A 19891-nucleotide genomic window follows, 5' to 3' on the forward strand; every position below is an offset into this window, starting at 1 on the left:
ACGAACGGACATCCGCTGTGCTTGCCGTGCACGACCTCGAGATCCGCGTTGGCGCGCGCCTGCTCATGGAGAACGTCTCGTTCCGCGTCGCCGACGGCGACAAGATCGGACTCGTCGGTCGCAACGGCGCCGGGAAGACCACGCTGACCAAGGTGCTCGCCGGCGACGTGCTGCCGTCCGGCGGCACCGTGACGCTTTCGGGCGAGCTCGGCTACCTCCCGCAGGACCCGCGTTCCGGCAATCCGGAAGATCTCGCGCGGACTCGCATCCTCGACGCCCGCGGCCTCGGCCAGCTGAACCTCGGGATGACCGAGGCGTCGCTCGCCATGGGGTCGGATGATCCTGCTGTCGCCGAGAAGGCGATGAAGCGCTACGCCGCCCTCACCGAGAAGTTCGAGGCACAGGGCGGATACGCGGCCGAGGCGCAGGCGGCTTCCATCGCGCACAACCTCTCGCTGCCCGACCGCATCCTCGACCAGCCGCTCTCGACGCTCTCCGGTGGTCAGCGTCGTCGAATCGAACTCGCGCGCATCCTGTTCTCGGACGCGCAGACGATGATCCTCGACGAGCCGACCAACCACCTCGACGCGGACAGCGTCGTCTGGCTGCGTGAGTTCCTCAAGGGGTACAAGGGCGGGCTGATCGTGATCAGTCACGACGTGGAGCTCGTCGGCGAGACCGTGAACCGCGTCTTCTACCTCGACGCGAATCGTCAGGTCATCGACACCTACAACATGAACTGGAAGAACTACCTGCGTCAGCGGGTGGCCGACGAGGAGCGCCGCAAGAAGGAGCGCGCCAACGTCGAGAAGAAGGCGACCACGCTGCAGCTGCAGGCGGCGCGCTTCGGTGCGAAGGCGTCCAAGGCCGCGGCCGCTCACCAGATGGTGGCGCGCGCCGAGAAGATGCTCGCCGGACTCGACGACGTGCGCCAGGAAGACCGCGTCGCGAAGCTGCGGTTCCCGAAGCCCGCGCCCTGCGGCAAGACGCCGCTCATGGCATCCGGTCTGTCGAAGTCGTACGGCTCGCTGGAGATCTTCACCGACGTCGACCTCGCGATCGATCGTGGTTCCAAGGTCGTCATCCTCGGACTCAACGGTGCCGGCAAGACGACGCTCCTGCGGATGCTCGCCGGTGTCGACCAGCCCGACACCGGTCAGCTCGAGCCGGGCCACGGCCTCAAGGTCGGCTACTACGCGCAGGAGCACGAGAACCTCGACGTCAAGCGCTCGGTGCTGGAGAACATGGTCTCCGCGGCTCCGCACATCACCGAGACCGAAGCGCGCAAGGTCCTCGGCTCGTTCCTGTTCACCGGTGACGACGTGCTCAAGCCGGCCGGTGTGCTCTCCGGTGGGGAGAAGACGCGTCTGTCGCTCGCGACGCTCGTCGTGTCGTCCGCGAACCTGCTGCTGCTCGACGAGCCCACGAACAACCTCGATCCCGCGTCGCGCGAGGAGATCCTCGGAGCCCTCGCGCACTACGAGGGCGCGGTCGTGCTCGTGTCGCACGACCCCGGCGCCGTGCAGTCCCTGAATCCGGAGCGGGTGCTGATCCTGCCGGACGGTGTCGAGGACATCTGGAGCCAGGACTACCAGGACCTGATCGAGCTGGCGTAGCCGGCACGCGGGCATGGCATAGTCGAGAGCGTGATGTTCGACGCTCAGGACCGTGAGATGCCCCCTCTGAACGACTGGCTTCGCGGTCGTCACGCGCTGACCGGAGTCGCGCCGGAGTGGGATCTCGACGCACTGCCCGCGGAGCCGACGATCCTCTTCCGTGAATGGATCCTGTGCGCGGATGCCGACGGCGTCCCCGAACCGCACACTGCGACCCTCGCGACCGTCGACGCGGCGGGCGTGCCCGATGCGCGGACGCTGATCCTCAAGGGGATCGACGCGGGTGGATGGGCTTTCGCCAGCACGCGCTCCTCGCGCAAGGGCGAGCAGCTCGCTGCCTCGCCGGCCGCGGCGCTGAACTTCTGGTGGCAGCCGCAGGTGCGCGCGGTTCGGGTGCGCGGCCGCGTGGAAGAGGCGACGGCCGAGGAGAGCGCGGCCGATCTCGCGGCGCGATCGGCCGCGGCGCAGGCTGGTGTCGCCCCCGGAGACTGGGTTCGCTGGCGCGTGGTCCCGGCGCGGATCGAGTTCTGGCAGGGATCCCGCGACCGCCGCCACACGCGGGTCGTCTACGAGCCCGTCGGCGACGGCTGGACGCACTCGATCATCCGGGACTGATCTCGCCGAGAGCGTGGGCCGGTGTCGGTGACCGGCAGTAGCGTGAACGGATGAGTCTCGCCCACATCCGCGCGGTCTGCTGGGACTGGAACGGCACCCTGCTCGATGACGCGGAGATCTGCCGACAGGTCATGAACACTGTGATCGTCGAGCACGGGCGTGAGCCGCTGGCCGATCTGGAGGCCTATCGATCCGTCTTCCGGTTCCCGATCCGCGACTTCTACCGCTCCGTGGGCGTCGGCGACGATCGCTTCGTCGTCGCCGCGACCGCCTACCTGGAGCGACTGGCGCTGCGGGTCGGCGAGGCTCGACTCCATGCGGGCGCGCACAGCACCGTCGCCGCCATCCGTGGCCTCGGGATTCGACAGGTTCTCGCATCGGCCACCGTCGCACAGGCGCTCGAGCGCCAGATGGAACCGCATGAGCTGGACGGCGCGTTCGAGGCGGTCCTCACGATCGATGACCCGTACCGGGCGTCCAAGCACGATGTCATCCGAAGCTGGCTGACGACGTCAGGACTCGAGCCGGGTGATGTCCTGATCATCGGCGACACCAATCACGACCACGAGATCGCCGAAGACCTCGGAACGGAGTTCCTGCATTTCGAGGCGGGGCACGGGTCGCACGCCGGATCAGCTCGGCGGATCTCCACCCTCGAGGAGCTGCCGATGCTGCTGGGAGGCCAATCGCCATCCGCATCGAACATCACAGGAGAGTTCGACGCGCAGGCAGGATGATCAGGTGAGCACTCGACGACAGAAGAGGAGAGAAGTGTGAGCGGATATCAGGTGGTGGAGATCGGGGCTCTCGACGAGTGGCGCGGGCACCACGGCGGCTTCGACGAGACGCGATCGCGAGATGGGCGCCGGGTCGTCGACCACGAGCTGACGATGCAGTACATCGGGATGACGGCGAATGCGCTCGAGCCCGGTGAGGAGGCCGGCTACTGGCACGTGCACGGGAAGATCGAAGAGGTCTACGTCTTCCTCGCCGGCCGCGGCCAGATGGGACTCGACGACGACGTCATCGAGGTGGGCCCGGGAACGGTGATCCGTGTGGGGCAGGGTGTCGCCCGAACCTGGCGAGCCCGCCCGGACAGCGGGGGCGAGCTGCGCTGGCTCTGCCTCCGCGCGGGTGGCGAAGAACTGCCCCACCTTCCCGACGACAGCTCGCGATTGCCCGAGAAGCCGATGCCCTGGATCGACTGACCCATGGATGAGACCCTGACGCCGACGCCATCACGGTCGCCGGATTTCACCGACGACTTCCAGGACGGACTCGATGCGGAGAAGTGGATCGCGCACTACCTTCCGCAGTGGACCGTCCCCGAGCGGTCGGAGGCACGGTACCGGGTCGTCGAGTCCGGTCTCGAGCTCCGGATCGACTCCGACCAGCTCGACTGGCGTGAGGAGGATGCTCCGATGCGCGTGTCGAACCTGCAGACCGCGGTCTTCTCCGGTGCCGTCGGTTCGACGCGAGGGACCCACCGCCATCGTCCCGACGGTCTCGAGGTGCGGACCGCGATGCCGACACGCCTGCTGTTCGCCCCGTCGCGGGGACGCATCGATCTGACCGTCGCTGCGAGCACCGACCAAGGGTGCATGCTCGCGGCCTGGCTCGTCGGAACGGAGCACCTCGCCGAGACCGATTCTGGCGAGATCTGCATCTTCGAGATCGACGCCGACGCCGTATCCACGGTGACGCGAGCGCGGACGGGCATCAAGGCGCACCATGATCCGCGGCTCATGACCGACATGGCCGAGGTGGTGCTCCCGTTCGATGCGAGCGAGCCCCACACCTGGACCGTGATCTGGGGCGATGGTGAGACGACGATCGGCTGTGAAGGGCGCGTGCTCCGGCGCATGCCGCAGGCGCCGGACTATCCGCTGATGCTGTTGATCGATCTCTTCGAGGCCGGCGCGCCCTCGGGCGCCTATCCCAAGACCGCCGTCGTCTCGGAGGTCAGGGCCTGGAGCTGATCGGTCTCAGCGCGCGTCGAGCAGCTCGTCCTCGACGTCGGCGTCCTTGTCGCGGCGACGCGTCTTCCTGGCCGGTGCGGGCGCGTCTTCCTGGTCCTCGCGATGCTTCACGATCTCGGTGCGGATGATGTAGCCGATGAACACGAAGCCCATCAGCGCGAACAGGATCCACTGGATCGCATAGGAGAGGTGCGGGCCGGGGTCGTCGGTGGGGGAGTCGAACCCGCCGAGCGAGGCGTCGGCCGCGGGGTCCTCGCTGATGAGCTGACCGTAGGCGCCGGTGATCACGTCGCCCTCGAGGAGATCGGCGATCGTCGGAAGGTTGATCGTCGGAACCTGGCCCTCGGGCGCGCCGCGACCCGAGGCCGGGACCTGCTCGCTCTGGCGCAGTCGCGCGATCACGGTGACCTCGCCCTTCGGTGGTGCGGACACCGCGTCGGGGGCATCGCCGTCGCCCGGCGGCACCCACCCGCGGTCCACGATGAACACGCGACCGTCGGCGTCGCGGAAGGGCACCAGCACCTCGAAGGCGCTCGTGCCGCCGTGCGGACGGTTGCGCACCAGCAGCTGCTGATCGGCGAGATACTCGCCCTGCAGGATCACCGGATGCCACTGGTCGCCCGGTTCGAGCGCACCGTCGTCGCCGATGAGGTCGGCCAGGGGCACGGGGTCGGCGTCGTAGTTCTGCTCGATGAGCGCGATCTGCTCGGACCGGGACTCGTTGCGCTCGAACTGCCAGTTCGACAGGAAGGCGCAGGCGATCGCGAATCCGATCGCGACGAGCACATACACGCCCCACCGGGTCATCCTCTTGCTCATGCAGGGACACCGTCCCGCACGGTCACCGGGAAGTCCCGCGCGGCCAGGTAGTCGCGCAAGAACTCGACGTGCTCCTCGCAGGCGAGCCAGACCTTCTCGCGGTCAGCGGCGTGGATGCGGGGATTCCGCCAGATCACACTCCTGGTCGCCGCGCTCCGGCATCCGGCGCGCGAGCATTCGAACTCGGTCACGATCCGTCCTGCCGGCTTTCGCGGATCGTGTACACCGTGGGATCCGTGGGCTCGATGACGGTCGGCTCGGGTCGTGGTGCTTCCAGCTCCTGCACGGGGGACTCCGCGATGGTCTCGGTGCTGTCGCTCCCCGCATTCGCGAACACCACGGCGATGTACGGCAGCACGGCAGCGGCGATCCCGAAGACCCAGGTGTACCAGCCGTACGGCTGGACGAGCACCATCAGGGCGAAGCACGCGATGCGGATCGTCATCGTGAGGGCGTACCGGCGCACACGATGGTCAGCCTCATCCCGCGGGGACTGCGGGAGGGAGGTGACAGCCGGGACCTGACGCGTGTTCTTCACGATGAGTCCAGCCTACGCCGGTGCAGGGCGCGCGGCGTGCGGGATTCGCGCTCAGCTGGAGAACAGGAACGGGAGGGTGAAGGCGCCGAAGAAGAGCAGGCTGATGACGGTCGACACGATCGTGAACACCAGGAGCGCCACGACGACGTATCCGGTGATCAGACCGGCGAACGCCATGCCGCGACCGCCGAGCGCGGGGTTGCGCTTGGTCTGGCCGAGCGCCATGTGACCGGTGATCACCGCGACGATCGAGGCCAGCATCGGGACGACGGCCCAGAACAGCACGATCCCGGCGATGCCGCAGACCAGCGAGGTGATGGCGAGACCGCTGGTCGGTCGTGCAGCGGGCATGGGGTAGCCGGGCGTGACGTACGGCGCGTAGCCGGGCTGCTGCGGCGGAAGCTGACCAGGAGCGGCGCCGTACCCCTGCGGGACGGGCGCTGCGCTGTAGACGGGCTGGCTCGGGGCGATCGCGTACCCCGGCTGGGGCGGGGCGGCGGGAGGCGCCGGGTATCCGGCGGGAGGCGGGGGTGCCTGACCGTACGCGGGCGCGGCTCCCGGATACGCCTGCACGGGCTGGGCAGGCGGCAGAGCCGGAGGCGTGGGCGCGGGAGGCGGCGGTGGAACCTGCTGCTCGCCGGCGGGGGGAGGGAAGCTGTTGTCGCTCACGCGGAAGCCCTTTCGTCACGTTCAGAGTTCCAGGGTGGCCTGCTCCTGTCAAACGCCACGCCTCAGGTCTGCGGGGCATCCTCGATAGGATCGATCAGGGCTCGGAGGCTCCGAGACCCCGGTTCAGATCAGGAGTGGTATCCATGAGTGCTCAGCGCGTCGTCCTCGTCACCGGAGGCAACCGCGGCATCGGCCGCGCGATCGCCGAGCGCTTCGTCCGTGACGGGTATCGCGTCGCCGTCACCGCACGTTCCGGGGAGGGCCCGGAGGGCACGCTCACGGTCCGCGCCGATGTGACGGATGCCGCGGCCCTCGACGCCGCGTTCACCGAGGTGGAGCAGCAGCTCGGTCCGGTCGAGATCGTCGTCGCGAACGCCGGGATCACCAAGGACACGCTGCTCCTGCGCATGAGCGAAGACGACTTCGACAGCGTCGTCGCGACCAATCTCGGCGGCACCTTCCGGGTCGTGAAGCGCGCATCGAAGGGCATGCTCCGCGCCCGCTTCGGACGCGTCATCCTCATCTCCAGCGTCGTGGGACTCTACGGTTCCGCCGGACAGGTGAACTACTCCGCTTCGAAGAGCGCTCTGGTCGGGTTCGCCCGCTCGCTCACCCGGGAACTCGGCGGTCGCGGGATCACCGCGAACGTCGTGGCGCCCGGATTCATCGAGACCGACATGACCGCCGAGCTTCCTGAGGAGACCCAGAAGCAGTACAAGGCGAACATCCCCGCCGGACGTTTCGCGACGCCCGACGAGGTCGCCGGAGTCGTCACCTGGCTCGCCGGCGACGACGCGGGCTACATCTCCGGCGCGGTCATCCCGGTGGACGGCGGATTGGGCATGGGGCACTGACCCCAGCGGGAGCGACGCGAGCTCTCAGCGCGCGATCGCCGCGTTGATCAGCTCGCCGAGCTTCTCCGGCACCGAGAACTGCGGCCAGTGTCCGGAGCCGACCTTGACGACCTCCGCGTCATCGATCGCGTGGTACTCGTCGGCGTACGGCCCCCACTGATCGATCATCCCCTCGAACGTCTCCTGATCGAGCCCGCCCATGAGGAGCGTCACAGGGATGCGGTAGCGGGCACTGTCGGTGAGGACGATCTCGTCGGTCGGCACGCGTGCCGGCACGCTGTGCGTCAGGGGAGCGGTGCGCGACCGCGTCTCCTCGTCGAGATCGCTGACGTCCTCGTCGGGGAAGAAGTCCCACCCGGGGAACGGCACGACGCCGTCGACCAGTTCGAACTCGCTGATGCCGTTACTGGAGGGCGGAGGCACGGTGTCGACGAAGATCACGCGCCTCACGCGCTCGGGACGAGCGTCGGCCACGCCCCACGCGACGTTGCCGCCGCCGCTGTGCCCGACCACGACGGCCTCGCCCGGAAGCGAGTCGAGGGCGCGCGTCGCATCGTCGACCCAGTCGGCGATCCCGATCTCGGCCGACTCGGAAGCCGGCGCACCGAGGCCCGGCAGAGTGAGCGGATGCACGCGGTGCCCTGCTCTCTCGAGCGTGGGGATCACGTCGTCCCAGCTGGAGGCGTCGAGCCAGAGTCCTGGTATGAGGATGATGTCCATGACCCGACGGTAGTGGGGCTCACCGACATCCGCCACGGCATCCTCAGGGCAGCAGCGCGATGACCTCGGCGAGGTCCTGCGGGCCGATGACCAGGCTCGCCGCCTCGCGCACCGCGGGCTTCGCGTTGAAGGCGAGGCCGAGACCTGCCGCCGCCATCATCTGGAGGTCGTTCGCGCCGTCTCCGATCGCGATCGTCGCGTGGGGCGCGACGCCGAGCTCGGCCGCCCACTCGCGCAGGGAGGAGGCCTTCGCCGCGGCGTCCACGATGTCGCCGTCGATGTGGCCGGAGAGGGCTCCGTCGATGACCGAGAGTCGGTTGGCGCGCCAGCGGTCGACTCCGAGGTCGGGGGCGACGCTGTCGAGGATCTCGTGGAACCCGCCGGAGACCACGCCGACGACACCGCCGCGTGCGTGCACGGCGTCCGTGAGCTCTCGCACCCCCGGCGTCGGCTCGATCCGTGCGCGGACGCGGGCGAACGCCGACACGGGGACGCCCTCGAGCGCGGCCACGCGCGACCGCAGGCTCGCGGCGAAGTCGACCTCGCCGCGCATCGCCGCCTCGGTCGCGGCCTGCACCTCGTCGCGGCGGCCCGCCTCGTCGGCGAGCAGCTCGATCACCTCATTGCGGATGAGGGTGGAATCGGCATCGAGGACGACGAGGAATCGCGCGGAGGTCACGGCTTCGAGCCTAGCGACCGCGCGCACCGTCTTCCCGCCGCGTGACCGACTCAGCGTTCGATGAAGACACCCTTGCCGACGACGGTGATCCCCGACTCGGTGACCGTGAAGCCGCGCGCCAGGTCTCGCTCGCGGTCGACTCCGACGGTCGCGCCGTCGGCCAGCACGACATTCTTGTCGAGGATCGCGCGATGCACCCGCGACCCCTGGCCCAGCTGCACATGGTCGAACACCACCGAGTCCGTGATGGTCGAGCCGCCGCCTGCGAGCGTCCACGGCCCGACCACGCTGCGCTCGAGATGCGTGCCCGAGAGCACGGAGCCGAGCGAGACGATCGAGTCGATGGCGTTGCCGATGCGTCCGACCGAGTCCCGGACGAACTTCGCCGGCGGCGAGTTGACCGCCTGCGAGTGGATCGGCCACTCCATGTTGTAGAGGTTGAAGATCGGAAGCGTCGAGATCAGGTCGCGGTGGGCATCGAAGAACGAGTCGATCGTCCCCACGTCCCGCCAGTACGACCGGTCGCGCGGCGAGGACCCGGGGACCTCGTTCTGCTTCATGTCGTAATAGCCCGCTTCACCGCGATCGACGAAGTAGGGCACGATGTCGCCGCCCATGTCGTGACCCGAGGTGGGGGACTCGCCGTCGGCCTCGACGGCGGCGATCAGGGCGTCGGCATCGAAGATGTAGTTGCCCATGGAGGCGAGCACCTCGTGGGGGGAGTCCTCGAGGCCGGCGATGTCGGTCGGCTTCTCCAGGAACTGCTTGATCAGGCCGGACTCGGCGTCCGCATCGATCACGCCGAACTGCGATGCGAGGGCGAGCGGCTGACGGATGCCGGCGACCGTGGCCTTCGCCCCGGAGGCGATGTGCGCCTCGAGCATCTGACGGAAGTCCATCCGGTAGACGTGGTCGGCGCCGATGACCACGACGATGTCGGGCTTCTCGTCGTTGATGAGGTTCATGCTCTGCAGGATCGCGTCGGCGGAGCCGGAGAACCATCGCTTCCCGAGCCGCTGCTGCGCCGGCACGGACGCCACGTACGAATCCAGGAGCGCGGACATCCGCCATGTCTGCGAGATGTGCCGGTCGAGGCTGTGCGACTTGTACTGGGTGAGCACGACGACCTGGCGGAGGCCGGAGTTGATGAGATTCGAGATCGCGAAGTCGATCAGTCGATACTGTCCGCCGAAGGGCACGGCGGGTTTGGCACGATCGGCCGTCAGGGGCATGAGGCGCTTGCCCTCGCCACCGGCGAGGATGATCCCGAAGACCTTCTTTGGAGCGGACATGGCTCCACCATAGATGCCACTCCTTTCCGGTTCCTAGCGTCTTTACAAGTGAGTCGCTAGCGTCTATTGCATGCGAGTCGAGATGATCACCAAGGAATACCCGCCGGAGATCTATGGCGGGGCCGGTGTGCACGTCGCCGAGCTCGTCACCGCGCTGCGGAAGAGCATCGATGTGCGCGTCCGCGCGTTCGGCGCACCGCGCGACGAGGAGGGGACTTTCGCCTATCAGCCCCCCGCGGAACTCGCCGGCGCGAACGCGGCGCTCCAGACTCTGGGCACCGACCTCGAGATCGTCTCGGCGATCGCCGACGCGGACGTGGTGCACAGCCACACCTGGTACGCGAACTTCGCCGGACACCTGGCGTCGCAGCTGCACGGGATACCGCACGTGCTCACCGCGCACAGCCTCGAGCCGCTGCGTCCGTGGAAGGCCGAGCAGCTCGGCGGCGGCTACGTGGTGTCCAGCGGGATCGAGAAGCTCGCGTACGAGAACGCCGCGGCGGTGATCGCGGTCAGTGCCGGAATGCGCGCCGACATCCTGCGCAGCTACCCACAGGTCGACCCCGCCAAGGTGCGGGTGATCCACAACGGGATCGATGTCGAGCGCTGGCGTCCGGTGCAGGATGCGGCGTTCCTGGAGTCGATCGGGATGGATCCGACGCGGCCGTCCGTCGTCTTCGTCGGTCGGATCACGCGGCAGAAGGGTCTCCCGTACCTGCTCCAGGCAGCGCGGCTGCTGCCGCCGGAGGTGCAGCTCGTGCTGTGCGCCGGCGCCCCCGACACCCCCGAGATCATGGCGGAGGTGCAGGAAGGCGTCCGTCTGCTGCAGCAGAGCCGCGACGGCGTCATCTGGATCGAGCGGATGCTGCCGCGTGACGAGCTGTCCGCGATCCTGACCGCCGCGACGACGTTCGTCTGCCCGTCGGTCTACGAGCCGCTGGGGATCGTGAACCTCGAGGCGATGGCCTGCGGAGCGGCGGTCGTCGGCACCGCGACCGGCGGCATCCCCGAGGTCGTGGCGGACGGTGTGACGGGTCGCCTCGTGCCCATCGAGCAGCTGCAGGACGGCACGGGCACGCCCGTCGATCCCGAGCGCTACGTCGCCGATCTGGCTGCCGTGCTCACCGAGGTGGCGATGGATCCGGAGCGGGCCCGTGAGTACGGTGCGGCCGGACGCGAGCGCGCGCGGAGCGATTTCAGCTGGGGCGCGATCGCCGACACCACCCGCGCGCTCTACGCGGAGCTCACCCCCTGAGCCGATAGGCTTGGTGCATGCCGAGCGCTCTGGAATTCACCGACGTCGTCGTGCGCCGTGAGGGACGCAACATCATCGATCACGTGACCTGGGACGTCTCAGACGACCAGCGATGGGTGATCCTCGGTCCGAACGGCGCAGGCAAGACCACGCTGCTCCAGCTGGCCGACACGCTGATGCATCCGACCTCGGGCACGGTCACCGTTCTCGGAGAGACCCTGGGCCGCACCGACGTGTTCGAGGTGCGCCCGCGCATCGGATTCGCGTCGTCGGCCATGGCCAAGCGCGTCCCGCGCGACGAGACGGTCCTGAACACCGTCCTGACCGCCGCGTACTCGGTGCTCGGACGCTGGAACGAGAACTACGAGGAGATCGATGAGCGCCGCGCTCTGCGCGTCCTCGGCGACTGGCGCCTCGCGCACCTCGCGGAGCGCACCTTCGGCACCCTGAGCGACGGCGAGCAGAAGCGCGTGCAGATCGCCCGAGCGGTGATGACCGACCCGGAGCTGCTGCTGCTCGACGAGCCGACCGCCTCTCTCGATCTCGGCTCGCGCGAGGAGCTGTTGACGCTTCTCAGCGGCTACGCGTCGTCGCCGACGACCCCCGCGATGCTCATGGTCACGCACCACGTGGAGGAGATCCCGGTCGGATTCACCCATGTGATGCTGATCCGCGACGGCGCCGTCGTCGCAGCGGGCCCGATCGCTGACACGCTCACGGCCGAGAACCTGGGTGAGACCTTCGGAATGCCCATCGTCCTGACCAGCGACGAGGGCCGGTACGCCGCCCGCGCAGCCGCCTGAACCTGATTACTGAGCTTCGTCGAAGTACTGATAGAATCGATCCTTGGTGCTCACCGCGCCGCAGACTTCCCTCGTCCCTGGCACAATCCAGGGCAGCAACTAAGGAATCCCATGAAGACTGACATTCACCCCGACTACAAGGCTGTCGTGTTCCGCGACCTCGGCTCGGGCGAGACCTTCCTCACCCGCTCCACGGTGTCGAGCGACAAGACCATCGAGCTGGACGGCGTGGAGTACCCCGTCATCGACGTCGAGATCTCCTCGGCATCGCACCCGTTCTACACGGGCAAGCAGCGCATCATGGACTCGGCCGGTCGCGTCGAGAAGTTCAACCAGCGCTTCAAGGGCTTCGGCGGCTCGTCCAAGTAAGGACCTCCGCCTCGAAAGGCCCCGTGCTCCTCGGAGTGCGGGGCCTTCGTCATGCGTCGGACGCGACCGTCAGATGTCGATCACGATGCGGCCGCCGTCGATCCTGCTCGGCGGATCGCCGGGAGACGGCGCCGGTGCGGTCCGCTGCGTCTGCCGGTCCCGCTCCTGTCCTGCTTCGTGGGCCGAAGGAGACCAGACGGCGTCGAACGCACCGCCCAGCCCGCCGGCCGTGGCGTTCTCGTACTTCTCCTCGACGGGCTTGCGCGAGAACGTGTGCATCATGCCGATGATGAGCAGCAGCGGCCCCATGGCGAGGACCAGCGCCAGTGTCGCCCACGCCATCACATCGGTCATACGACCAGGATAGGCAGGGCGGTGTCACGGCGGCATCCGTCTGCGGGTGGACTTTCTCAGCGGATGCGTCGCCCGTGCGCGAGGTCGATCAGGTGCGTCAGCACGGGTCCCGCGCGGAGTCCGTTGTGCTCGTGCTCGCTCGTGACCCAGAGCTCCACGCCGGGGAGCAGGCGAGCCGTCTCCAGCGAGAACTCCATCGGTACGTAGACGTCGTTCACGTAGACGGCGGCGGCACCGGTCGCCCCGGAGGCGGAGATCGCGTCCGCGTCGTAGATGCTCGGCCAGGCGAACTCGGCGAGTTCGAGCGCGACCTCGCGCCACGGCTGGAACGCGGGGACGGTCTCGGTCCATTCCCGGCGGATGTGCTCGCCCGTGAACAGTGTCGGGTCCTCGCGGAAGTCCGCCGGCTCCGTGCGCTCGGCCGACCAGCGGGTCGCGTCGCCGTCTGCATAGCTCGACTCGTGGAACGCGAAGTACATCGGGTTGCGCCCGCTGTACGGCATCGCATGCATCAGATCGTGGCGGAAGGCGTTGGACCGCGGATCGCGCTCCAGGAGGGACCACACGGTCTGCCAGCCGTCGTTCGTGCCGAGGGCGGACCCCAGCGAGCGGAGGCGCGAGCGCGAGACCACTTCGCCATCGGGCAGGACGATGTCACCGGCATCCGCGCGGTCGACGAGGCGTCGCATCGCGTCGCGATGCTCGGGGAAGCGACGGTAGTAGCGTTCGGATGCGGAGCGCATCTTGTCATAGCACAGCGCGTAGACGTCGTCCGGGTGGCGGCCCACGGCGCTCAGCCCGCCGGTGATGAAGACCTGGTCCAGGGAGGCGGCGTCGGTCGTCAGGTACGCCAGCGTCGTGAAGCCGCCGAAGGACTGGCCGAGCACGCTCCAGGTCGCCGCTCCGAGGTGCTCGCGGAGGGCCTCGCAGTCGCGGACGATCGCGTCGGCGCGCAGGTGCGTGAGGTGCTCGGCGATCGCGGACGAGCCCAGAGCGAGATCGTCGTCGCCGACGGGAGTGGATCGACCCGTGCCGCGCTGATCCAGCAGCACGACCCGGTAGTGGGCCAGGGGCTCGTCGAGCCACGCGGGCGAGACGGGGGAGTGGAACGGGCGCGGCGCCTCGTGGCCAGGTCCGCCCTGGAGGAAGACCAGGAACGGCAGCGCTTCGCCGCCCTCCCGTGACACGACCGCGGCGAACACGTCGATCGTGCGGTGATCGGTCGGGTCGTCCCAGACGAGGGGCACGGTCAGGGTGTGCTCCTCGACGGTCAGATCGAGCAGCCGGCGGGTGACGGTCTTGGCAGTGGTCATCACATTACGTTTCCGATATAGGAGTACTTGACGAAGACCTCCGAGGCGATGCCGGACTCCTCCAGCACGCCCTGCACGGCGGTCATCATGTAGTTCGAGTCCCAGCCCATGTAGAGGAAGTGCGTGTCGTCGAGGTCGTCCCACTGCCCCTTCCATGCCATCTCGTCGTAGATCGGACCGCCGTGGCTCGCACAGTAGGCGAGTGCTGCCGCCGGGGTGTCGGTCCACGCGCGGCGGAAAACGCGGTTGAAGAGGTACTTGACGTCGGGAACCTCCCAGCGCTCTCCGCGGTACTCGACGTAGTCGAACTCGTGTTCCCAGCCGGCCGGCCACCCGCGACGGCGGACCGCATCCAGGATCGGGGTCAGGCCGTCGTCGTCGATCTCGGGCAGAGCCGGGCGGGCCCAGATCCGCAGGAGGTCGGCGGTGAGCGCGACGGTGCGCTGCGTGATCGCCGCCGTGCCCCAGGAGGCCGTCTCGCCGATGGTCCGGGTACCAGGCACCGTGCTCCGGGCGTAGGCCTCGACGCGCTTGACCGGATACGACGCTCCGAAGACGCGCTCGGCCAGCGGCTGCTCGAGCAGGGTGAGGTTCCCCAGGGTGGGCGCGAGAGCACGGTGGCTGTTCTGCTCGTCCTCCGAGTACTCGCTCCACGGGCGCGCCCCGTCGCCCGACCAGGTGTCGCCGGGGACGGACGGGACGATGTGCTCCACGTCGAATCCCTCGATGTCGTCGACGCCCTCGAGGCGGCCGAGCACGTAGGCCGCGTGCGGGAGCTCGCTGTACTTCAGCACGGCGCTCACGCGCTCGTCCGACGGCGTGATGCGCGCGAACGCGCGGGCGAGGGCGTCGCGGCCGGCCGTGCGCGCCCGGCACAGGCGGGCGATGAGACGCTCGCCCGGCAGATTCACGAGCGTCCGGCGCAGGTGCATCGTCTGGATCCACTCCAGCGTCTCGATGAGCTCCTCGCGACCGATGACGCCGCGGGTGTGGTCGCTGTAGGCGCTCATCACGAGCGGGTACGTCGACCGGCCGAACGTGTTCACGTATCGGAGCTGTCGCGCGATCTCAGGGTCCTGCTCGCGCGAGGGATCGAGCAGGACGCCGTAGATCTCGGCGAAGTGCCGCCAGTTCTCGGCATCCGCCTGCAGATGGGCGACGTCGACGCGGGGGAACGATCGGCGGAACGCGCTGTACACGCCGTGCTCGCCGTTCGCCGCCAGCTCGCGGCCGGTGGTCATCACGAGGTAGTGACGCCAGAACGCGCCGATGGCCTCACCCGTGTGCTGCTCGATCGGCAGCCAGAACCGGGTCTCCACGTCGAGCTGCTCAGCGTGCGTCAGCCCCATGAGGATGTAGTTGTGGATGAGCTCGTGATCGCGCAGCGGCTCGCCGGTGGAGTTCAGGCTCTCGAAGATCTGCTGCGCGTTCGCCTGCGCTCCGAGAGTGATCGACACGTGCTCGAGCTTCTGCAGTCCGCTCCAGATGCGGGGGGCTTCGTCGGCGTGGATCTGGCTGCGGAAGAAGGCGTAGTTGTCGTCGAACCGGGATTCGCGATCGACGTCGTCGCGGCGGTCCAGCACCACGGACTCGTACAGGTCTGCCCAGGCGTCGTGCGGCCTCAGCTTGGTGCGACCGGGGGAGTCGGGGCGCACCAGTACGCGCTCGAGCGCCGCCGCCATGGTCGGATCGTCGTCGCGGACGGCGTGGTGCAGGGCGGCGACCAGCAGCATCAGCGTCGTGATGCGCTGCTGCCCGTCGATGAGGATGAGGTCGGAGCCCGGCTCCTGGCCGTCCTGGGCAGAGAGGATCGACCCGATGAAGTGCCGGTGCGCATCGTCCTCGCCGGCCACCGCGCGGATGTCGGAGAGCAGCCGCTCGCAGCCCCCGATGTCCCACCGGTACTGCCGCTGATACACCGGAACCACGATGGTCGTCGTCCCCGTCGCGAGCCACTCGATCGTGTTGACTGCTGTCGCCTCGACGTTGGTCGCGGTGCTCATGCTGGTGTCTCGTCCTCCCGTTGCACAGGGCACCGAGGACTCGCCGGGCGCCCCGCTCAGTCTATTCGGTTATGCACGGCGGACCTCCGGGGAACGCCGCGCGGACGCTGTTAGGCTTGCCTTATCAGGGCCTGTTAAAACGTGCTGGCCCCCGATGAAAGGATCTGACTCAGATCATGGGATACATCAAGTCCGCTGCCCTCGAGGAAAAGGGATTCGTCGTCCTCGACAGCTACAACCAGGAGCTCGACCCCAAGGAATGGCTCGACATCGAGTACAACGACTGGAAGTCGTCCGGCGACACCCGGTTCGCACCGCTCGCCAGCGCCTTCGGTGACATCGAGTGCAACGGTTTCTGGAACCACAAGCCGCCGCGCACCGACAAGGACGGCGTCTGGATCGACTCGCAGACGGCCAAGGCGCCGAATCTGACGCGTCGCGCGCAGGAGCCGGGCGCCAACGTCGGTCGCTGCCGCGTCATCGAGCTGCAGCCCACGCCCTATGGCGAGTGCCTCTACAACCTGCACCAGGACGACAACAACCGTCTGAACCCGGACGGGACCGGCTGGGTCGTCCGCGGGTTCTTCAACCTCACCGACGACAAGGACAGCTACTTCGTCCTCCGCGAGAACCGCACGGACCCGAGCATCGAGTACCGCATCGCTCTGCCGGCCGGGGCCCAGCTCATCGTCGACACCCAGCGCCTGTGGCATGCCGCCACGCACAACGGCGACGAGCCCCGCTACTGCCTGATCACGTCGTGGACCTCGGGCCCGGAGCTCGACGCCTACATCGAGAAGTACAACGGCACGGACGACGTCCCCAACTACGAGGTCGACCAGGAGACGCTCGAGTTCGGTTACGCCGAGCAGGCCCGCAAGGATGCCGCTCGCGCCGCGTACTACGCCGCCAAGGGCCAGCAGGTCAAGCAGGCGATGAGCGAGGCGTAAGCCCCTTCGTCGAGTCTCGCTGAGCCCCCATCGGGTGGCTCGCTGAGCTGCCCGTCATGGGTCGCTGAGCCTGTCGAAGCGTGAAAGGCCCCGGTCGGAATGACCGGGGCCTTTCTGCGCCGGAACTACATGCTTGTGATTTCGTGCCGACTGGGCGAGAATGGGCCCATAACCGCATATTCTCGCCACTCTCGTGGGTTTCAGGTCGTTGGGGAAGACGCACCTGATGAAACGGAGAGATCATGGCGACGGCTTACGCACGCGGAGTGGTTTTCGTCCACTCTGCGCCTCGCGCGCTCTGCCCGCACCTGGAATGGGCGGTAGGACGCGCCATCGGGCGTGCGGTCAACTTCGACTGGACCGAACAGCCCGTCCTCGACGGCGCCCGCCGCGCCGAGTTCTACTGGGACGGACCCGTGGGCACCGGGGCCGCTCTCGCGACCGCCATCCGCGGCTGGGAGCACCTCCGCTTCGAGGTCACCGAGGATCCCACGCCGCGCAGCGACGGCGGCCGGTGGCTGCACACGCCCGACCTCGGCATCCACTACGCCCAGACGGATGCGGCGGGCAACATCGTCATCGGCGAGGATCGCATCCGCTACGCGATGGAGATCTCCGCCGGAAACGCGGTCGAGCTGCAGCGCGAACTGGACATCGCGCTCGGCTCGGCCTGGGACGAGGAGCTGGAGCCGTTCCGCCACGCCAGCGACGACGCGCGCGTCGTCTGGCTCCACAAGGTCGGCTGAGGCCGACGACAGACCTGGAGCGCAGGAGGCCGAGTATCGGATGCCGGTGGTCTCTCCCGGACGCTGAGAAACGTATCCTCGCTCCACCGACGAGAACCCCGCCTCTGTTCACCGAGGCGGGGTTCTCGTCCGTCGAGCCGACGCGTTCAGATCACCGCCGCGTGCGTGTCAGCGACCGGACGGAAGGCCGTGCCCTCGCGGACGTCGTCCCAGGCGAGGCGCAGCCGCTCCAGCGCCTCGATCGTGCGTTCGGGCGGATAGGTGATCGGGATGCGAAGGAATCGCTCCAGCACTCCGCCGGTGGAGAACCGCGGACCGGGCGGTGCGATCAGTCGGCGATCACGTGCCGCGAGTGAGAGCCGTGTCGAGATCGGAGCGCCCAGGTCGATCCAGGCGGACAGCCCGCCGGGAGTGCGCGGCATCCGCAGGTCTCCGATGGCTTCCAGTCCGGCGCTCACGGCCGACCGCCCCGCGTGCAGACGGGAGCGGACGTGCTCGGCGAGCGCGGGCATCTCGTCCAGCAGCTCGACCGCGATGCACTGGTCGAGCAGCGCCGTGCCCAGCTCGAACGACGGGCGGACCGCGAGCACGCGCGCGATGACCGGCTTCTCCGCCCTGATCCATCCGAGGCGCAGACCGCCCCAGGCGATCTTCGACATCGAGCCGACCGTGATCACCTGCGGGCTGAACGCGGCCATCGGAAGCGGCGTCCACCCCCGATCGATATCGAGCTCGGTGGTGGTCTCGTCGGCGATCACGCTCGTGCCGACGTTCCGCGCGGTGGCAGCGACGCGATCCCGATCGGCATCCGTCATGGTCGCGCCCGTCGGGTTGTGGAAGTCCGGGATCAGATAGGCCACCCGCGGGCGGCTCCGCAGCAGCAGCTCGGTGAGATGGCGGACATCCCAGCCGTCGATGCCGACCGGTGTGGGAGTCAGCCGATAGCCGTTCCGGTCCAATGCGTCGAGCGCGTGGGGGAACGACGGCTGCTCGACCACGGCGCGTTCACCGCGCCGCCCGATCGCGGCGAGAACCAGGTTGACGGCATTGAGCGCGCCGGACGTGATGATGATCTCCTCGGGCGATGTCGGGACCCCGCGCTGGGTGAACCGACTCGCGACGGCGTCCCGGAGCTCGGGCAGGCCTTGCAGCGAATATCCGCTCGTGCTGCGCAGTGCTGCCAGCCGCGGAAGCGATCGCACGGTGGCGTCGTAGAGTCCGGGCGTCGAGTCCATCGAGGCGATCGAGAGATCGATCGCGGAGGCGTCGTCGGAGTCGAACGCCCTGTGCTCGATGTGCGGAAGAGCGACCCGCGTGCTACCACCGTGCAGGCGGGTGACGTAGCCGTCACTCTCGAGCAGGCCGTACGCACGTGTCATCGTCGAACGCGAGCGCCGCAGCTCGAGGGCCAGTGCGCGCTCGCTGGGAAGCCGTTCGCCGTTGGTGAGTCGTCCGTCGAGAATCAGCGCGCGGATCTGACCCGCGAGCTCGGCGGCCGTGGATCCCGCGGCGTTCTGCGCGCCCAACTGCTCCACGAGTCGTGATGTCATGGTTCCAGCATGCCGCAAAGTGGCCTCGTATCTGCAGGCCACTTTTCGATGACTGGTCTCGCTTCGGTCGCGTTCGGGCCGTCCACGATGGAAAGATGCAGCTGCGCTCCCTCTTCATCCCCGTCACCGCCACGAGCCGACGCGACTTCGTCGAGCGCTTCGTGCAATTGATCGCCGGACTCTTCCTCTACGGCGTCGCCCTCGGTCTGATGGTGCGCGGTGGCATCGGCGTCGCCCCATGGGACGTGCTCGCCCTCGGTGTATCGGGGCAGTCCGGGATCGGCTACGGCACGGTCACCGTGCTCGTCTCGGTCGTCGTGCTGCTGCTGTGGATTCCGTTGCGCCAGCGAGTGGGCATCGGGACGCTGCTCAATGCGCTTCTGGTCGGGCCGAGCGCCGACGTCACGCTCGCCGTCGTGCCGGCGCCGCCGTCGATCTGGGTCGGCGCCCCGATGTTCGTCCTCGGGCTGGTGCTGCTCGCCTTCGCCACCGGCCTGTACATCGCCGCGAGCTTCGGACCCGGACCGCGCGACGGTCTCATGACGGGACTTGTCCGCGTCACCGGCTGGAAGGTCTGGATCGTCCGCACGCTCATCGAGGGCAGCGTGCTGCTCGTGGGCTTCCTGCTCGGCGGGCCCGTCGGCGTCGGCACCGTGCTCTTCGCGCTGGGAGTCGGGCCGCTGATCGGATGGTTCCTGCCGGCGATCACCCGTCTGCGTGAGGAGCGCTCTCTCCGGCTCGCACCCCTGCCGATGCGGTGACACCGC

General features: G+C 68.5%; 23 protein-coding genes. 12 read left to right on the forward strand and 11 right to left on the reverse strand.

What is annotated here, in order from left to right:
* Positions 1-17 precede the first annotated feature (17 nt).
* From abc-f to ABD648_RS01505, 5 genes are read left to right on the forward strand one after another with little or no spacing between them, the layout of a single operon-like run.
* On the forward strand, positions 18-1616 hold the full coding sequence (abc-f, locus tag ABD648_RS01485) for a ribosomal protection-like ABC-F family protein (RefSeq protein WP_282217476.1): 1599 nt from the start codon (positions 18-20) through the stop codon (positions 1614-1616).
* Between the two features lie 57 nt (positions 1617-1673).
* Positions 1674-2231, forward strand: a complete 558-nt coding sequence (locus ABD648_RS01490; RefSeq protein WP_282216969.1) for a pyridoxamine 5'-phosphate oxidase family protein — start codon at positions 1674-1676, stop codon at positions 2229-2231.
* Between the two features lie 50 nt (positions 2232-2281).
* Complete coding sequence (locus ABD648_RS01495) at positions 2282-2968, forward strand: HAD family hydrolase (RefSeq protein ID WP_282216970.1); 687 nt, start codon at positions 2282-2284, stop codon at positions 2966-2968.
* Between the two features lie 36 nt (positions 2969-3004).
* Positions 3005-3439, forward strand: a complete 435-nt coding sequence (locus ABD648_RS01500; protein WP_282216971.1) for a cupin domain-containing protein — start codon at positions 3005-3007, stop codon at positions 3437-3439.
* A 3-nt stretch (positions 3440-3442) separates the two neighbouring features.
* Positions 3443-4210, forward strand: a complete 768-nt coding sequence (locus tag ABD648_RS01505; RefSeq protein WP_282216972.1) for a hypothetical protein — start codon at positions 3443-3445, stop codon at positions 4208-4210.
* Positions 4211-4216: 6 nt separating this feature from the next.
* Here ABD648_RS01505 and ABD648_RS01510 read toward each other — a convergent pair whose 3' ends face one another.
* The 4 genes from ABD648_RS01510 to ABD648_RS01525 are packed head-to-tail and all read right to left on the reverse strand — an operon-like array spanning position 4217 to position 6236.
* A complete protein-coding gene (locus ABD648_RS01510; protein ID WP_282216973.1) occupies positions 4217-5029 on the reverse strand; it encodes an SURF1 family cytochrome oxidase biogenesis protein in 813 nt (270 codons plus the stop codon).
* On the reverse strand, positions 5026-5220 hold the full coding sequence (locus tag ABD648_RS01515; protein WP_282216974.1) for a hypothetical protein: 195 nt from the start codon (positions 5218-5220) through the stop codon (positions 5026-5028). Before ABD648_RS01515 ends, ABD648_RS01510 begins: the two co-directional genes overlap by 4 nt.
* On the reverse strand, positions 5217-5567 hold the full coding sequence (locus ABD648_RS01520; RefSeq protein WP_282216975.1) for a DUF3099 domain-containing protein: 351 nt from the start codon (positions 5565-5567) through the stop codon (positions 5217-5219). Before ABD648_RS01520 ends, ABD648_RS01515 begins: the two co-directional genes overlap by 4 nt.
* Before the next feature lie 51 nt (positions 5568-5618).
* A complete protein-coding gene (locus ABD648_RS01525; protein WP_282216976.1) occupies positions 5619-6236 on the reverse strand; it encodes a DUF4190 domain-containing protein in 618 nt (205 codons plus the stop codon).
* A 143-nt stretch (positions 6237-6379) separates the two neighbouring features.
* Between ABD648_RS01525 and ABD648_RS01530 the strand changes: the two genes are divergently transcribed.
* Positions 6380-7090, forward strand: a complete 711-nt coding sequence (locus ABD648_RS01530) for a beta-ketoacyl-ACP reductase (protein ID WP_045280106.1) — start codon at positions 6380-6382, stop codon at positions 7088-7090.
* 24 nt (positions 7091-7114) lie between these two features.
* Here the strand turns inward: ABD648_RS01530 and ABD648_RS01535 are convergent, their stop codons facing one another.
* From ABD648_RS01535 to ABD648_RS01545, 3 genes are read right to left on the reverse strand one after another with little or no spacing between them, the layout of a single operon-like run.
* On the reverse strand, positions 7115-7810 hold the full coding sequence (locus ABD648_RS01535) for an alpha/beta fold hydrolase (protein WP_282216977.1): 696 nt from the start codon (positions 7808-7810) through the stop codon (positions 7115-7117).
* 43 nt (positions 7811-7853) lie between these two features.
* Entirely contained in the window at positions 7854-8489 is a 636-nt protein-coding gene (gene serB, locus ABD648_RS01540; RefSeq protein WP_282216978.1) for a phosphoserine phosphatase SerB, read from the reverse strand.
* Between the two features lie 50 nt (positions 8490-8539).
* Positions 8540-9781: a glucose-1-phosphate adenylyltransferase gene (locus ABD648_RS01545; RefSeq protein WP_282216979.1), complete on the reverse strand. Its 1242-nt coding sequence runs from the start codon at positions 9779-9781 to the stop codon at positions 8540-8542.
* 70 nt (positions 9782-9851) lie between these two features.
* Here ABD648_RS01545 and glgA point away from each other — a divergent pair, with 70 nt between their 5' ends.
* The 3 genes from glgA to ABD648_RS01560 all read left to right on the forward strand — a co-directional run bounded on the left by glgA (position 9852) and on the right by ABD648_RS01560 (position 12208).
* Positions 9852-11036: a glycogen synthase gene (gene glgA / locus ABD648_RS01550; RefSeq protein ID WP_282216980.1), complete on the forward strand. Its 1185-nt coding sequence runs from the start codon at positions 9852-9854 to the stop codon at positions 11034-11036.
* Between the two features lie 17 nt (positions 11037-11053).
* Positions 11054-11839, forward strand: a complete 786-nt coding sequence (locus ABD648_RS01555; protein ID WP_282216981.1) for an ABC transporter ATP-binding protein — start codon at positions 11054-11056, stop codon at positions 11837-11839.
* A 111-nt stretch (positions 11840-11950) separates the two neighbouring features.
* The gene (locus ABD648_RS01560; RefSeq protein WP_282216982.1) at positions 11951-12208 is read left to right on the forward strand and encodes a type B 50S ribosomal protein L31; all 258 of its coding nucleotides are present in this window, start codon (positions 11951-11953) and stop codon (positions 12206-12208) included.
* Between the two features lie 69 nt (positions 12209-12277).
* On the opposite strand, the gene ABD648_RS01565 is transcribed toward ABD648_RS01560, so the two are convergent.
* Genes ABD648_RS01565 through ABD648_RS01575 form a run of 3 tightly spaced genes read right to left on the reverse strand, consistent with a single transcriptional unit; the run spans position 12278 to position 15878 of the window.
* Positions 12278-12562 (reverse strand): hypothetical protein, encoded by a 285-nt coding sequence (locus ABD648_RS01565; RefSeq protein WP_282216983.1) that lies wholly within the window; start codon positions 12560-12562, stop codon positions 12278-12280.
* Between the two features lie 56 nt (positions 12563-12618).
* A complete protein-coding gene (locus ABD648_RS01570; protein ID WP_282216984.1) occupies positions 12619-13875 on the reverse strand; it encodes an alpha/beta fold hydrolase in 1257 nt (418 codons plus the stop codon).
* The gene (locus ABD648_RS01575; protein ID WP_282216985.1) at positions 13875-15878 is read right to left on the reverse strand and encodes a DUF262 domain-containing protein; all 2004 of its coding nucleotides are present in this window, start codon (positions 15876-15878) and stop codon (positions 13875-13877) included. The genes ABD648_RS01570 and ABD648_RS01575 overlap by 1 nt, the downstream gene beginning before the upstream one ends.
* Before the next feature lie 176 nt (positions 15879-16054).
* Between ABD648_RS01575 and ABD648_RS01580 the strand changes: the two genes are divergently transcribed.
* Positions 16055-16828 carry a hypothetical protein gene (locus tag ABD648_RS01580; protein ID WP_282216986.1) on the forward strand — a complete coding sequence of 258 codons (774 nt, stop codon included), beginning with the start codon at positions 16055-16057 and terminating at the stop codon, positions 16826-16828.
* Positions 16829-17070: 242 nt separating this feature from the next.
* Positions 17071-17574, forward strand: a complete 504-nt coding sequence (locus tag ABD648_RS01585) for a DUF3145 domain-containing protein (RefSeq protein WP_116634819.1) — start codon at positions 17071-17073, stop codon at positions 17572-17574.
* Between the two features lie 146 nt (positions 17575-17720).
* Here the strand turns inward: ABD648_RS01585 and yczR are convergent, their stop codons facing one another.
* Entirely contained in the window at positions 17721-19124 is a 1404-nt protein-coding gene (gene yczR, locus ABD648_RS01590) for a MocR-like transcription factor YczR (RefSeq protein ID WP_282216987.1), read from the reverse strand.
* A gap of 95 nt (positions 19125-19219) precedes the next feature.
* Between yczR and yczE the strand changes: the two genes are divergently transcribed.
* Complete coding sequence (gene yczE / locus ABD648_RS01595) at positions 19220-19885, forward strand: membrane protein YczE (protein ID WP_282216988.1); 666 nt, start codon at positions 19220-19222, stop codon at positions 19883-19885.
* The last annotated feature ends 6 nt before the right edge of the window (positions 19886-19891 follow it).

The organism is Microbacterium luteolum (assembly GCF_039533965.1).
Lineage (GTDB): Bacteria > Actinomycetota > Actinomycetes > Actinomycetales > Microbacteriaceae > Microbacterium > Microbacterium luteolum.

Excerpts from the sequence above, each read along its gene's own strand:
- ABD648_RS01490 (WP_282216969.1), top strand. The coding sequence starts at position 1,674 with ATGCCCCCTCTGAACGACTGGCTTCGCGGTCGTCACGCGCTGACCGGA.
- ABD648_RS01495 (WP_282216970.1), top strand. The coding sequence starts at position 2,282 with ATGAGTCTCGCCCACATCCGCGCGGTCTGCTGGGACTGGAACGGCACC.
- ABD648_RS01505 (WP_282216972.1), top strand. The coding sequence starts at position 3,443 with ATGGATGAGACCCTGACGCCGACGCCATCACGGTCGCCGGATTTCACC.
- ABD648_RS01510 (WP_282216973.1), bottom strand. The coding sequence starts at position 5,029 with ATGAGCAAGAGGATGACCCGGTGGGGCGTGTATGTGCTCGTCGCGATC.
- ABD648_RS01530 (WP_045280106.1), top strand. The coding sequence starts at position 6,380 with ATGAGTGCTCAGCGCGTCGTCCTCGTCACCGGAGGCAACCGCGGCATC.
- ABD648_RS01535 (WP_282216977.1), bottom strand. The coding sequence starts at position 7,810 with ATGGACATCATCCTCATACCAGGACTCTGGCTCGACGCCTCCAGCTGG.
- ABD648_RS01545 (WP_282216979.1), bottom strand. The coding sequence starts at position 9,781 with ATGTCCGCTCCAAAGAAGGTCTTCGGGATCATCCTCGCCGGTGGCGAG.
- glgA (WP_282216980.1), top strand. The coding sequence starts at position 9,852 with ATGCGAGTCGAGATGATCACCAAGGAATACCCGCCGGAGATCTATGGC.
- ABD648_RS01555 (WP_282216981.1), top strand. The coding sequence starts at position 11,054 with ATGCCGAGCGCTCTGGAATTCACCGACGTCGTCGTGCGCCGTGAGGGA.
- ABD648_RS01560 (WP_282216982.1), top strand. The coding sequence starts at position 11,951 with ATGAAGACTGACATTCACCCCGACTACAAGGCTGTCGTGTTCCGCGAC.
- ABD648_RS01565 (WP_282216983.1), bottom strand. The coding sequence starts at position 12,562 with ATGACCGATGTGATGGCGTGGGCGACACTGGCGCTGGTCCTCGCCATG.
- ABD648_RS01570 (WP_282216984.1), bottom strand. The coding sequence starts at position 13,875 with ATGACCACTGCCAAGACCGTCACCCGCCGGCTGCTCGATCTGACCGTC.
- ABD648_RS01575 (WP_282216985.1), bottom strand. The coding sequence starts at position 15,878 with ATGAGCACCGCGACCAACGTCGAGGCGACAGCAGTCAACACGATCGAG.
- ABD648_RS01580 (WP_282216986.1), top strand. The coding sequence starts at position 16,055 with ATGGGATACATCAAGTCCGCTGCCCTCGAGGAAAAGGGATTCGTCGTC.
- ABD648_RS01585 (WP_116634819.1), top strand. The coding sequence starts at position 17,071 with ATGGCGACGGCTTACGCACGCGGAGTGGTTTTCGTCCACTCTGCGCCT.
- yczR (WP_282216987.1), bottom strand. The coding sequence starts at position 19,124 with ATGACATCACGACTCGTGGAGCAGTTGGGCGCGCAGAACGCCGCGGGA.
- yczE (WP_282216988.1), top strand. The coding sequence starts at position 19,220 with ATGCAGCTGCGCTCCCTCTTCATCCCCGTCACCGCCACGAGCCGACGC.